The following is a 12,539-nucleotide window of genomic DNA, read 5'->3' as shown; positions in this document are numbered from 1 at the left end:
GGGTCCCCACTTTCTCGGGTGACTCGGCCGGTGGCTCAGACGCGGCGGAAGAGGGCGGCGAGGGCCTGCCCTCCGCCGATGCACATCGTGACGACGCCCAGCTCGAGGTCGCGCCGGACGACGTCCTTGGCCACGCGAAGGGTGAGCATCGCCCCGGTGGCGCCGACCGGGTGGCCCAGGGCGATGGCTCCGCCGTACGGGTTGACCTTCTCCCGATTCAGCCCCGCGTCCCGGATCACCGCGACCGCCTGTGCGGCGAAGGCTTCGTTCAGCTCGACGGTGTCGATGTCGGACGGGGAGGTGCCGGTCTGCTCGAACAGCTTCCGCAGCGCGAGCACCGGCGCGTACCCCATCAGCTCCGGTTCCCCCGCCGCGGTCGCCACCACCTCCAGCGCCACCAGCGCGCGGAGGTCCCGCTCGGTCGCCACCGACTCCCGGGCCAGCACCAGGGCCGCGCCTCCGTCGTTGATGCCCGAGGAGTTACCGGCCGTCACCGTGCCGTCCGTCCGGAACGCGGGGCGCAGACCAGCCAGTGTTTCCACCGTCGTGTCCGGCCGGGGATGCTCGTCCGTCTCGACCGTGCGGGGGTTGCGCCCGCCGATCCCGACGGGTGTGATCTCCTCCGCGAAGGCTGCGCGGGCGGCCGCAGACGCCGCGCGCTGCTGGGACAGGGCCGCGAACTCGTCCTGCTGCCGGCGTGAGACGCCGTACTTGGCGGCGACGTTCTCCGCGGTGACGCCCATGTGGACGCCGTGGAACGGGTCGGTCAGCATCATCACCGTGCCGTCGTGGAACGTGCGGTCGCCGAGTCGGTAGCCGGAGCGGGCGCCGAAGTCGTAGAACGGCATCCGGCTCATGCTCTCGTCGCCGCCGGCCAGGGCGATGTCCACGCCGCCCCAGCGCATCTGCATCGCTGCCGACCAGACTGCCTGAAGGCCGCTGCCGCACAGCCTGTTGACGGTGTACGCGGTGCCTGCGTCCAGGCCGGCCGCCAGGGCGACTCGGCGGGCGTTGTAGGCGTCAGGGCCGACCTGGCCGATGCATCCCATGACGACCTCGTCGACGTTGCCGGGCGTCACGCGTGCCCGGATCAGGGCCGCGCGCGCCGCGATGCCGCCGAGTTCGTGTGCCGGGACGTCCGCGAACGCGCCTCCGAAGCTGCCGACGGGCGTGCGTGCCCCGTCGAGAACGAGGATCTTTTCCTGCTGCTGCATCTGACCGTCCTATTCCAGTGAGCGTGAGTCGGAAGGCCCGCGCCCTGGCTGGATGCGGGCGGGACAGCAGGGTGGACGCGGGCCGGACACGCAGTCAGGTACTGCGGTGCGTCATGCCCGCCCGTGCTCCGACGTTCGTGCTGTCGCGGTGGTCGCGGATGCTCTTGAGGAAGCGGGCGCGGCTGCGGGCGGCCAGCGCCTTGAGGATGCGCTCGTGCTGTGCGACCGTCCGCCGTCTGTGCTCCCGCGTCGCGTAGTCGATCGCGATGAACGCGTCCGCCAGAGTCCACAGCCTACGAACCTCGTCGAGCACGAGTCTCAGTGGAGAGAGACCGAAGATACGCAGGTGGAACTCGTGGTTGAGCGCCACCATTTCCATCCACTCGGTCTTGTCCACCAGCTGTGCCATGTCCTCGTTGAGCGACCGCAGTTCTGCGATGACCTCATCGGCTGGCCAGACGACGGTGCGGGCCAGCTCATCCTCGAGCAGGGCGAGCATGAGGCCGATCTGGGCGAGTTCCTCCGCCGTCCGCTTGGTGACGAAGTACCCCTGGTGGGGGCGGTGGGTCAGCAGTCCTTCGCTGGTCAGGATGCTGAGCGCCTCACGTACGGGGACCCGGCTGATCTGCAGCTGCTCCGCGATCTCTTCCTGGCGGATCTGTTCGCCGGGCAGAAGCTGGCCTTGAAGGATCTGGTTCCGCAGCTCGCGCACCGTCCGCTCGGCGCTGGCACCTTCCTTGACAAGAGTGCGCCGATTAGAGCCAGTCACGCGATCACTCCCAGAGGTTGTATCCAATCTTGCATGCAGTATAGGAATCCCCTCCAGCGCCGATGGCTCCCGCAGGCGCGTCACCCGCCGGAGCGCTGACGGGTCTGGAGTGAGTGGTAACTCACCTTGGCACGTGCAGCCGCCAGCGCGGCGCCCTGCTCCACCTCGGCTCGTATCGAATTCTCGGCATCCCGGATCTGCTCGGCCGCGGCGATGACCTCGTCGGCTCGCGACGCCGGGATGGCGACGACACCGTCGGCGTCGCCGATCAGCAGGTCGCCCGGTTCCACCCGGACGCCGCCGACGGTCACCGGTGTCTGGTAGCCGTCGACGCGGACCCGGTCCTTACCTGTCCGCATCCAGCGGCCGCGGCTGTAGACGGGATACCCGAGTTCCAGGGCGCGGTCGGAGTCGCGGCACACGCCGTCGATCACGGTACCGCCGAGGCCTCGCCGGGCGGCCGTGGCGGTCAGCAGGTCACCCCAGACCGTGGCGTCCAGGCGTCCGGCGTTGTCGAGGACGACGACGGTGCCGGGGTCCAGGTCGTCGATGTAGTCGCCGACGCTGCCGGGGTCGGTGCCGACCGGCACGTACCGTACGGTGAACGCCGGTCCGGCGAGGCGGAACGTGCGGTCGACCGGCATGATGCCCAGGCACTGCCCGGGTATGCCGAGGCGGTCCATGGCGTCGCTGACATGGCTGGTGTCGAGTTCCTGCAGGCTCTTCACCGCGGTCTGCGCCGGATCCGTCATCAGAGGGCTCCTTGCTTGTCCAGCATGGTTTCGTAGTCGGCGGACATCACGTCGGCCACCGCGTGTCCGGCCCCTATCCGTTCGACCATGGCCCGTTCCTTCGCCGCGATCGCTTCGGCGGTGGCAAGCACCTCTTCGGCGTGTGCGGCCGCCACGAACACGACGCCGCTGGCGTCGGCGATGACCAGGTCCCCGGGGGTCACGGGGACACCGGCGACATCGACGGGAACGTTCCAGGCCCGTTCGATCACCCGGCCGCGGGCCGTGACCGGGACTCCCGTCGCCGCGTACAGGGGCAGGTCCAGTTCACGGGCCTCGTCCACGTCGCGGCAGGCGCCGTGGACGACGACGCCCTCGACGCCGTTGCGCCGGGCGCCTGTGGAGAGCACGCCTCCCCAGCCGGCGGCGTGTGTTCTGCCGCCATGCGCCACCACGATGACGTCACCGGGACCCGACGCGTCGACCGCCGCGGTGCCGAGGTGGCGGCCGGAACCCGCCACCTCGGGGCTCTGCTCCACCAGGTCGACGGTGACCGCGCGACCGGCGATGCGACGCGGCGCCGCCAGCGCGGTCAAGCCCAGGACAGCGCCGGACAGGCCCAGCTTGTCCAGCGCGTCGGCGACGGCGCAGGTGTCCAGCCGGGCCAGCCGCGCGAGTGCTTCGTCCTCACTCTCTTCCCGCACCGGGGCCGGATGTGCCTGGCTGGTCATGCCCACAGTCCGAAGGCCAGGCCCACGCCGGTGCCGGCGGGCGTGCGGTAGGCGGGCAGGTAGTCGACCCACTTGGTGGCCAGGTGGCTGCCCGCGCCCGCCGCGGTGATCCAGTTACGCAGCTCCGAGGTTCCCGAGTTCATCCGGTGGGCGGGCAGTCCGCGGAGCGTGGTGGTGTCGTGGTCGTTCATGGCGTCGAGCAGGGTGTGGTCCAGTTCGGCATCCACGACGAAGTGGCTGAGCCCGCCGGAGGCCACAACACCCACCCTGGCATCGCCGGGCGCGGACTCGACGGCCTGACGCAGTGCCACGCCGAGGTCGTAACACCGTGCCGGCGTCGGCTGGTTCGGCGGGAAATAGGTGTTGAGGAGAATCGGCACGAACGGGATGGTTCGGCCCTTGAGGAGCCTGCCCGCGACCCATGCGAAGGCGTGTCCGAATCCGGTGTCCGGTGGGGTGCTGTCACTGGACGAGATGTCGAAGCCCTGGTCGACCAGGCTCTCGATGATGTGCCGACCCAGTACAGCGTCGGACGGGTAGGTCTCTCCGTCCATCCCGAGGCGGCGCTGCACTTCGATGATCTGCTGACCGAGGCCCATGTCGACGGGATGGTGGGTGGTCATCTCCTCGCCGTGGTATACGGCGATGGAGGGGAGGTTCTGGTGGGAGAAGAGTTCGTCCTGGTCGTCGCCGACGACGACGACCGCGTCCAGTTCGAGCGAGACGAGGTCCTCGGCGAGCCGCTTGATGTCGGCCTGCGCCTGGGTGAACTTCCGGTCCCAGACCTCGGGCTTGAGTTCGGCCAGATAGCGGTCGCCGGCGCGTTCGGCGATTTCGGTGTACGGACGGATGACCCCGTCGGTGTCGTACAACTCGGTGTTGGCCTTGTCGTGTTCGCCCCGCAGGCTCCACATCTTCTCGGGCTCCATGCCGAGCATGGGGCTGTGCGAGGTGCCTGCCACGGCGACGATGCTTCCCATGGTGTTGTCTTCCCTTCAGCTGTTCAGCCGTGTGTAGACCTGGCGGGCGTTGCCCTCGAACACCGCTCGCCGGTCGTCGTCGGACAGGGCGGGGATCTTGTCGATCACCGGCTTGAGGTCTTCGAGGCTTCCGCCGCTGCCCGGCCGTTCGGTGCCGAACAGGACGCGGTCCGCGCCGACCACCGCGAAGAGCAGTTCCAGGGCTTCCTGGGTGTACAGGCAGGTGTCGAACCAGAACCGCTTCAGCGTCTCCTCGAACGTCTCGCGGTCGTCCGACTTGGCGCTGAAGAGTCCGCGGTCGTGAGCGATCCAGCGGCCGAGCTGGTAGGGAACCGACCCGCCGCCGTGCGGCACGATGATCTTCAGGTCGGGGAAGTCACGGAACACTCCGGCCCGGATCATGCTGTTGATCGCCAGGCTCTCCTCGGTGATGAAGTGCTCGCTGTAGCTCTCGCGTCCGTAGCAGGCGGCCGGGTGCAGCAGCGCCGGTACGTCGCGCTCGACGAGGCGTTCGTACAGCGGGTACCAGTACTCGTCACCCATCACCGGTGTGGTGCCGGCACCCTCGCTCGGATCGGGGTTGAGCAGCACCCCGATGAATCCTCGCTCCAGGTTTCGGTCCAGTTCCTCGAAGACCGTACTCACCGGTTCGCCCGCCACCTGTGGCAGGGCGCAGACGCCACGCAGCCGGTCGGGGTGGGCGGCGACCTGGGTGGCGATGGCGTCATTGTTCGCCTCGACCCACCAGTGCACGATTTTCGCCGGGCGGGCGGAGTGCTTCAGCACGAACGGGCGCGGCGAGGTCAGCTGCATGTCGGTGCCGACCTCGTCCATCAGCGCGATCTGCCGCCCGGCGGAGGCGAGCAGTTCCTCGTCGGTGGCCTTGGACGGGAAGCGCCCGTGGTAGGTGCCGGCCGCCTCCAGGTAGGTCCACAGGCCGTAGAAGGAGTCGGGCGCCACCAGATGGGCGTGACTGTCGATGATCACGGCTGCTCCTGGGGGGTTCGGGTGGGCATTACGGCGGTGAACTCGCACTGGATGAGCAAAGGGACTTGCAGCGCCGAGGGCACGGTGTGACGGACCGGCCGGTCCTGCTCGTCGGGGAACATCGCCACCCACTCGGCGTTCAGCGGTTCGCGTGACTGGCCTTCGCCGAGGAAGACGGTGACCTTGGCGATGTCGTCCGTGCCGGCGCCGGCCGCATCGAGGATCCGCCGGATGTTGGCGAACACCCCGGCGGTCTGGGCCTCCAAGCTGTCGGGGACCTTGCCGGTGTCGGGGTCCATGCCGTGCACGGCGCTGGAGACCAGCAGGTTGTCGAGCCTGACGGCGAGCGGGAAGGGGGCACCACCGTGGTGCAGTCCGGGTATCTCGATCGGGTGTCTACGGGACTTGGGCATGGGCCATTCCTTCTTCTGAGTCACTGCCAGCCGTAGAGGTCGAGGGTCCGCTCCCCCGCGCGAATGCGGCGCATCAGCTCGGCCTCCTTGTCCTCGCGCTCGGCGGCGGTCTTCAGTACGGCCTGGGTGTCCGCCTGCGGGACCACCACCACTCCGTCCGCGTCACCGGCCACCAGGTCGCCCCGGTCGACGAACACCTCTCCGATGCGCACCGAGGTGCCCAGCGAGCCGGCGCCGTCGAGGTCCTTGCCGGTGCCGCGGATGCACAGGCCGGCGGAGAACACCGGCAGGCCGAGCTCGGCGAGGGCGTCCCGGTCCCGGACTCCGCCGTTGATGACCAGACCGGCCAGGCCTCGCGCGAGTGCGGCGGTGCTCAGGATCTCGCCCCAGTAGCCGAACTCGGTGCCCCCGCCGACGTCGACGACGAGCACGTCACCGGGCTCGGCTGCGTACACGGCGCGATGGATCCACAGGTTGTCGCCCGGCGGAGAGGCGACAGGGAAGGCCGGACCGGCGATCCGGGCGCCGGCGAAGGCGGGTCCGATGCTTGACGGCAGAGCTCCGATGCGGCCTGCCGCTTCATGGAGCGTCGCCGCGGACAGGGCGCCGGAAGTGCTGTCCCGCAGGTTCACGGTGTGCCGTCCCTTCGTTGGTCGGCTGGTGTCGCCCACCATAGGTGCAGGCAAAATTGAATGCAATCACTCCCTCCCAAGAGATTGCCGTCACTATTGCATTCAATATTGAGAGCAGCCTACGGTTCAACTCACAGCAGCCCGCTTGGCAAGGGAGCCATTCGATGAGCAGCCAACCTCGCCGTGCGCCGGACGTCCTGATCGTGGGTGGCGGCCCCGCCGGACTTTCCGCGGCCGTCCTGCTCGGCGAGAGAGGCGTCGACGTCCTTCTGGTCGAACGGCATGCGGCCGCCTCACCGCTGCCTCGGGCGCACCTGCTCAATCAGCGCACGATGGAGATCTTCACAGAGATGGGCGTGGCTGACGCCGTCTACGACCTCTCCCCGCCGGAGGACCGCTGGCACAAGGTGGCGTGGCACACGACGCTCGCCGGGCCGGCCGCACCCTTCGGGCAGGTGATCGGCGCACTCCCCGCCTGGGGCGGCGGCCCCGACGCCGAGCGCTACGCCCGGGCCAGCCCCTCCCGCTACGCCAACGTGCCGCAGCTGCGCCTCGACCCCTTGCTGCGGGCCCGGGCGGAGGCGGTGTGCGGGCCCGAGAACATCCGCTTCCACCACGAGCTCACAGCGCTCTCCCTGTCCGCCGACGATGCCGGAGAGGGAGCCACAGCAACCGTCCGCGACCGTGACAGCGGTCGGGACTACGACGTTCACGCCCGGTACGTCATTGCCGCGGACGGCGGACGTACCTGCACCGACCTGCTCGGCATCGAGATGGACGGCCCCACCGGGCTGCTCGACATGGTGACCGTGCACGCCACCATGGACCTGTCGGAGTGGATCTCCGACGACGAGGTGCTGCTGCGCTACTTCATCAATCCCGACGGCCGGGGTTCCTTCGCCGGCGCCCTGTGCGCCATGGGTCCCGACCGCTGGGGAGGCGACTCGCCCGAGTGGGCCGTGCACACCGGTTACCGCACCAGCGACGCGGACCGCCACGACCATGCGGCGATCCTGGGCCGCATCCGTCGCATGCTCGGCATCCCCGATCTGGACATCGAGGTACACGCCGTCAGCCACTGGGAGTTCGAGGGCGTGGTGGCCCGGCGCCAGCGGCTGGGCCCCGTCTTCCTGGCCGGCAACGCGGCCCACCGGCACCCGCCGACCGGCGGGCTGGGCCTCAACACAGCGGTGCAGGACGTGCACAACCTCGCCTGGAAGCTCGACGCCGTCCTGACCGGCCAGGCCACCGACGCACTGCTCGACAGCTACGAGGCCGAACGCCGCCCGGTGGGCGAGTTCAACGTCCAGCACTGTCTCACCAACGCGGGCGGACACGCCCGTATCGCCGCGGCGCTCGGTCTGCGCGCCGACCAGAGCGAGGAAGCGGGCTGGGACGCCGTCACCGAGTGGCTCGCGGACACCCCCGAGGGCGACGCCAAGCGTGCCGCGGTAGCCGAGGCGATCGCGAGCAACGCCGACGACTTCAGCCAGCTCGCGGTGGAGCTCGGCTACCACTACGAATCCGGCGCGCTGGTGCCCGACGACACACCCGCACCGGAGGGTGAGAATCCGCTACGCGACCATGTGTCCACCGCGCGGCCCGGTCACCATCTCCCTCACGTGTGGCTCGACCGTGACGGATCCCGGCAGTCGGTGCACCAACTGATCGCCCCACGCGGCCTCACCCTGCTCGTCGATGCCGAGCACGCCCCTCGATGGGCCGCGGCCGCGCAGGCGGCCGGCGACACCGGGGCGACCATCCATGTGCGCGTCATCGGCTCCGGCGCCGAATGGACCGACCCCACCGGCGAATGGGCCGCCCTCCGCGGTGTCGACAGCAGCGGGGCACTGCTCGTCCGCCCGGACCGGCACATCGCATGGCGGGCACCTGACTGGTCCCGCGACCGCCCCGCCGAACTCCGCCGGAGCGTGCGCTCGGTGCTCGCTCTCCAGCCGTCACACGCACAGCCCGTGCCCACACTCACAGCCGCCTCGAACGAGTGACCGACCCCGTCCTGCCCTCATGGTGTCCCTGTTGAGGGCGCCATAACGAGCTGACATCCCCCCACGAGCCCAACAAGGAGCGACATGTTCAGCGACGAACTCACCCAACGGATCGCCCAGGTCAGAAGCGCCTCACTCGGCGACCTGCTCAGCCGTTCCACCGCCCGTGTGCCGGACAAGACCGCGATCGTCTACCGCGACCTCCGGCAGACATACGCCGAGCTGGACAAGACCGTCAACCGCACCGCCAACGCCCTGGCCAACCGCGGTGTCCGCAAGGGCCACCGGGTCGCCCTGCTCAGCCACAACAACCACGCCTACGTGGTCCTTTACTTCGCTCTCGCCCGGCTGGGCGCGGTGTCCGTCCCGGTCAACTTCATGCTGACCGCGGGGGAAGTCGCCTACGTTCTCGACCATTCCGGCGCGGCCGGACTGGTCGTCGAGGACGCCCTGCTGCCCGTGGCGGAACAGGCCTTGGAGGAGGCGGCTCTCACCGGCACCGTCACGGTCCGCGGCGTGATCCACGACAGCGGGCTGCCGACACCCGCGGGTTGGGAGTCCGTCGAGGACTGGATGGCGTACGACGACTCGTCCGCTCCGAACGTCTTCGTCGCCGAGGACGACCTGGCGCAGCTGATCTACACCAGCGGCACCGAGTCCCGCCCCAAGGGAGCGATGCTCTCCGCACGCAGCCTGATCGCCCAGTACGTCACCTGTGCCGTCGACGGCGAGATGAGCGGCGACGACATCGAGGTACACGCCCTGCCGCTCTTCCACTGCGCACAGCTGCACTGCTTCCTCACCCCCGGCATCTATCTCGGCGCCACCAACATCGTGCTGCCCGGAGCCGACGCCGCGACGATCCTGCGCACGGTGGAGGCCGAGCGTGCCACCAAGCTGTTCTGCCCGCCGACCGTCTGGATCTCGCTGCTGCGCCACCCCGAGTTCGACCAGCGGGATCTGTCCTCGCTGCGCAAGGGCTACTACGGCGCCTCGATCATGCCGGTGGAGGTGCTGAAGGAGATCGGCGAACGGCTGCCCGACGTCCGGCTGTTCAACTTCTACGGGCAGACCGAGATGTCACCGGTGGCCACCATCCTCAAGCCGGAGGACCAGGTCCGCAAGGCCGGCTCGGCCGGCCGGCCCGGACTGAACGTCGAGACACTGGTCGTCGACGATGCGACCCGGCCGGTGCCGCCCGGCCAGGTCGGGGAGATCGTGCACCGCAGCCCCCACGCCATGCTCGGCTACTGGAACGACCCCGAGCGGACGGATGCCGCGTTCGCGGGCGGCTGGTTCCACAGCGGTGACCTCGGAGTGATGGACAGCGAGGGCTACCTCACCGTCGTCGACCGGAAGAAGGACATGATCAAGAGCGGCGGCGAGAACGTCGCCAGCCGCGAGGTCGAGGAAGTGCTGTACCAGCACCCGGCGGTGGCCGAAACCGCGGTCTTCGGACTCCCGCATCCGCAGTGGATCGAAGCGGTCACCGCCGTCGTCGTCCTGCGGGACGGAGCATCGGCCACCGCCGAGGAACTCATCGCCCACTGCCGGCAGAGCCTGGCCGGGTTCAAGTCGCCCAAACACATCGAGTTCGCCGAGCAGTTGCCGAAGAACGCCAGCGGCAAGATCCTCAAGCGCGAACTGCGCACCAGCGCGCGAGCGCCCTGGATGTCGGACGCCTGGTGCACGGTGAGCGGCGACGCCCCGCTCGCCGACAATCCGTCAGTCGCCCGGACTCTTTCACCTGGCTGCATTTGTAGCGACAGGCCCCGTCGGCGGCCATTCGACCGCTGGTGGGGCCTGTCGCTGAGCGGTACGTCGGAAACCTGACCCCGCACAGCGGGTCACCGCTTCTCTACTCCGGGGCGCCGTCCGCACGTTGGCGGGACTCTGCGCAACCTTGACCATCGTGTGAACCTCACTTTTCTTTGAGGTTTCAACGAAACCGCTCCTGGGGGCGAGCTCGTGCACTCCTGCTCCTGTGCACGAGCCGGCCGCGTCGCTCCGGTGGGTGGTAGGCATCGCCGTCTTAGTCGGTGCACGTCAAGGGGTGGTGGAGAACGATGCAGGGCATCCACGGGACAGTGGCAACGGGCCTCCTCTCGCGCTTCCGGGTTATCCGTTCGACAGTTCGACAGACAATGACGAGATGCGGGCCTGTGTCGCGCGGTTGCTGACTCCCAGTCGGCCATGCCGGCGCACGAGGTCGATGCACGGTCGTCCGGCCCTCGCCCTGCCCGAGAGAGCCTTCTGGCCCCTCGGACGGGTCCACCTCGGCAGTGGCCCATCAGCGCTACGTCGCCCACGGGATCTACCAGGCCCTCCTCACGCCCAGAAGACGACCTGCCACACCAACTCCCGCCGGTTGACATCCGGTTGCCGTCATGAAGGAGCGTGGCACTGGACCGCCCGGAGGAGCTCTGCTGGGTTCCGAGCGGCACCGATGGCCGACATCATGCAGCTTCGCGACGGACGGCCCTACGAGGCCGTGCCTCCCGCTGCCCTGCCGACTTGACAAGCGGCACGAGAAATCACTGTGCGCCCGCGGATCAGGCCGCCCGCAGCACGAGCGGCAGCTCGTCAACCGAGAGCACGGGAAAGCTCCGACGCTTCACCTCTCCGTTGATGGCGAAGTTCGACGTCCTCGCGAGGAGCTCCTCCAGCGTGATGCGCATGTTCATGCGAGCGAAGTGCTGTCCGAGGCAGGCATGGAGACCGAACCCGAAGGCGAGGTGGTTCTTGTCCTCCCGGTCCAGGTCGAACCTGCCGGGGTCGGAAAAACGCCTCGGGTCGACGTTGGCGGAACCGTAGCTCGTCAGTACGAACTCGCCCGCCGCGATCTTCTCACCGGCGATCTCCGTGTCGGCGACGCACTTGCGGCTCAACGTCTGCTGCGGCGTGTCGATCCGCAGGCTTTCCTCGATGGCGTCGGGGATTCGGTGCGGCTCGGCGCGCAGCAGACTCTGCAGCTCCTGATCGCGGGCGAGCCGGAGGACCGTGTTCGACAGCGCGGCCGTGGTCGTGCCGTGACCGGCCAGCATCATGGCGATGATCAGCTTGCTGATTTCCTCGTCGGTGAGTGGGCGGCCCTGCACCTGACCCGTCACGAAGCTGTTGACGATATCGTCCCGGGGGTTTTCCCGGTGATCCACGATGACCTTCTGCACGTACGGCAGGATCTTCGCCATCGCGGCCACGAAAAGCTGCTCGTCCTGCTCGTCGTTCACGGCGAACCCGACCTGCTCTCCGGTCGCCATGACGAACTCGTGGTGGACGGGCCAGTCCGAGTCGGGAACTCCCAGGAACCGGCACAGCACGCGTGTGGGGAAGGGATAGGTGAACTGCGTGGAGAAGTCGACCTCGGTCTGCGCCACCAGTGCGTCGATCATCGCGACGGCGATCTCGCGGTTGCCTGACTCCAGACGGCCCACGACCTCAGGCAGGAAATTCGGATTCAACAGCTTGCGGAACCCCGTGTGAAGCGGAGGGTCGGCGAAAAGCGGAAGGATGGCCGGCGTGCCGTCCGGTTCGGTCGTCACCATGCTGCTCATCTTCCGGAAGTCACGAAGCACGGTGGTGAGCTCGGCGTATCCCAGGGCACCCCACCAGTTCACGTCAGACCCGGCGATCTTGACCCGCGCCATGGGGCACTGACTCAGGGCTTCGCCGTAGGCCTCGGCGGTCCCGGCCTCGGGGTCCGACTTGAGATGCTCCAGGGCTTCCGTAGGGTTCAACAGGCCACTCATGCTGTCACCTCCGTGACGTCGCGGACATTGCTGTCCATCGCATTGCTCCTCTCGCACCGCGCTGTTCGCCGCACACCCGGACTGGACGAGCCGAGCCCACGAATGGCGATTGTCCTGCAGTGGAGACATGTCGTCCTGTTGGGTGAAGCTACTTGACCGCTTCATTCCGGTCAACGGCGTGCGCGCGCGAATTCTGCGCCTTCCTGGAAAATCCGACCGGATCGGCCGCCTTCAAGGTGCACGGGGCGAGGCCGTCGCTGGTGAATGCTGGCGAAAAGCGTCAATCCCAGACGCCGGTCGACGGTGGACGTGGCGGGAGTGGAGGGG

The 12,539-nt window shown here is 68.7% G+C and carries 11 protein-coding genes; 2 read left to right on the top strand and 9 right to left on the bottom strand.

Annotated features, from left to right (window positions below; translation table 11 throughout):
* Positions 1-35: 35 nt before the first annotated feature.
* The 8 genes from FNH08_RS02330 to FNH08_RS02295 form a co-directional block, all read right to left on the bottom strand.
* Positions 36-1,214, bottom strand: a complete 1,179-nt coding sequence (locus FNH08_RS02330) for a thiolase family protein (protein WP_152769536.1) — start codon at positions 1,212-1,214, stop codon at positions 36-38.
* Between the two features lie 94 nt (positions 1,215-1,308).
* Positions 1,309-1,983 (bottom strand): GntR family transcriptional regulator, encoded by a 675-nt coding sequence (locus FNH08_RS02325; RefSeq protein ID WP_194238336.1) that lies wholly within the window; start codon positions 1,981-1,983, stop codon positions 1,309-1,311.
* A gap of 80 nt (positions 1,984-2,063) precedes the next feature.
* A complete protein-coding gene (locus tag FNH08_RS02320; protein WP_152769534.1) occupies positions 2,064-2,735 on the bottom strand; it encodes an RraA family protein in 672 nt (223 codons plus the stop codon).
* Positions 2,735-3,445: an RraA family protein gene (locus FNH08_RS02315; RefSeq protein WP_152769533.1), complete on the bottom strand. Its 711-nt coding sequence runs from the start codon at positions 3,443-3,445 to the stop codon at positions 2,735-2,737. The genes FNH08_RS02320 and FNH08_RS02315 overlap by 1 nt, the downstream gene beginning before the upstream one ends.
* Positions 3,442-4,425: a DODA-type extradiol aromatic ring-opening family dioxygenase gene (locus FNH08_RS02310; RefSeq protein WP_152769532.1), complete on the bottom strand. Its 984-nt coding sequence runs from the start codon at positions 4,423-4,425 to the stop codon at positions 3,442-3,444. Before FNH08_RS02310 ends, FNH08_RS02315 begins: the two co-directional genes overlap by 4 nt.
* A gap of 15 nt (positions 4,426-4,440) precedes the next feature.
* On the bottom strand, positions 4,441-5,412 hold the full coding sequence (locus tag FNH08_RS02305) for an amidohydrolase family protein (protein ID WP_322723513.1): 972 nt from the start codon (positions 5,410-5,412) through the stop codon (positions 4,441-4,443).
* Positions 5,409-5,825, bottom strand: a complete 417-nt coding sequence (locus tag FNH08_RS02300) for a RidA family protein (RefSeq protein ID WP_152769531.1) — start codon at positions 5,823-5,825, stop codon at positions 5,409-5,411. The genes FNH08_RS02305 and FNH08_RS02300 overlap by 4 nt, the downstream gene beginning before the upstream one ends.
* 20 nt (positions 5,826-5,845) lie before the next feature.
* Positions 5,846-6,457, bottom strand: coding sequence for an RraA family protein (locus tag FNH08_RS02295; protein WP_322723511.1), 612 nt, complete (start codon positions 6,455-6,457; stop codon positions 5,846-5,848).
* Between the two features lie 164 nt (positions 6,458-6,621).
* On the opposite strand from FNH08_RS02295, the gene FNH08_RS02290 reads away from it, so the two are divergent.
* On the top strand, positions 6,622-8,463 hold the full coding sequence (locus FNH08_RS02290; protein WP_152769529.1) for an FAD-dependent monooxygenase: 1,842 nt from the start codon (positions 6,622-6,624) through the stop codon (positions 8,461-8,463).
* A gap of 84 nt (positions 8,464-8,547) precedes the next feature.
* Positions 8,548-10,296, top strand: a complete 1,749-nt coding sequence (locus FNH08_RS02285) for an acyl-CoA synthetase (RefSeq protein WP_152769528.1) — start codon at positions 8,548-8,550, stop codon at positions 10,294-10,296.
* 719 nt (positions 10,297-11,015) lie between these two features.
* On the opposite strand, the gene FNH08_RS02280 is transcribed toward FNH08_RS02285, so the two are convergent.
* Positions 11,016-12,212, bottom strand: a complete 1,197-nt coding sequence (locus FNH08_RS02280) for a cytochrome P450 (protein WP_194238335.1) — start codon at positions 12,210-12,212, stop codon at positions 11,016-11,018.
* Positions 12,213-12,539: the final 327 nt, after the last annotated feature.

Source organism: Streptomyces spongiae, assembly GCF_009377185.1.
Taxonomy (GTDB): Bacteria; Actinomycetota; Actinomycetes; order Streptomycetales; family Streptomycetaceae; genus Streptomyces; species Streptomyces spongiae.
This window is presented reverse-complemented; position numbering and strand designations above follow the sequence as displayed.

Coding starts and splice junctions, on each gene's coding strand:
- FNH08_RS02330 (WP_152769536.1), bottom strand. CDS start 1,214: ATGCAGCAGCAGGAAAAGATCCTCGTTCTCGACGGGGCACGCACGCCC.
- FNH08_RS02320 (WP_152769534.1), bottom strand. CDS start 2,735: ATGACGGATCCGGCGCAGACCGCGGTGAAGAGCCTGCAGGAACTCGAC.
- FNH08_RS02315 (WP_152769533.1), bottom strand. CDS start 3,445: ATGACCAGCCAGGCACATCCGGCCCCGGTGCGGGAAGAGAGTGAGGAC.
- FNH08_RS02310 (WP_152769532.1), bottom strand. CDS start 4,425: ATGGGAAGCATCGTCGCCGTGGCAGGCACCTCGCACAGCCCCATGCTC.
- FNH08_RS02300 (WP_152769531.1), bottom strand. CDS start 5,825: ATGCCCAAGTCCCGTAGACACCCGATCGAGATACCCGGACTGCACCAC.
- FNH08_RS02290 (WP_152769529.1), top strand. CDS start 6,622: ATGAGCAGCCAACCTCGCCGTGCGCCGGACGTCCTGATCGTGGGTGGC.
- FNH08_RS02285 (WP_152769528.1), top strand. CDS start 8,548: ATGTTCAGCGACGAACTCACCCAACGGATCGCCCAGGTCAGAAGCGCC.
- FNH08_RS02280 (WP_194238335.1), bottom strand. CDS start 12,212: ATGAGTGGCCTGTTGAACCCTACGGAAGCCCTGGAGCATCTCAAGTCG.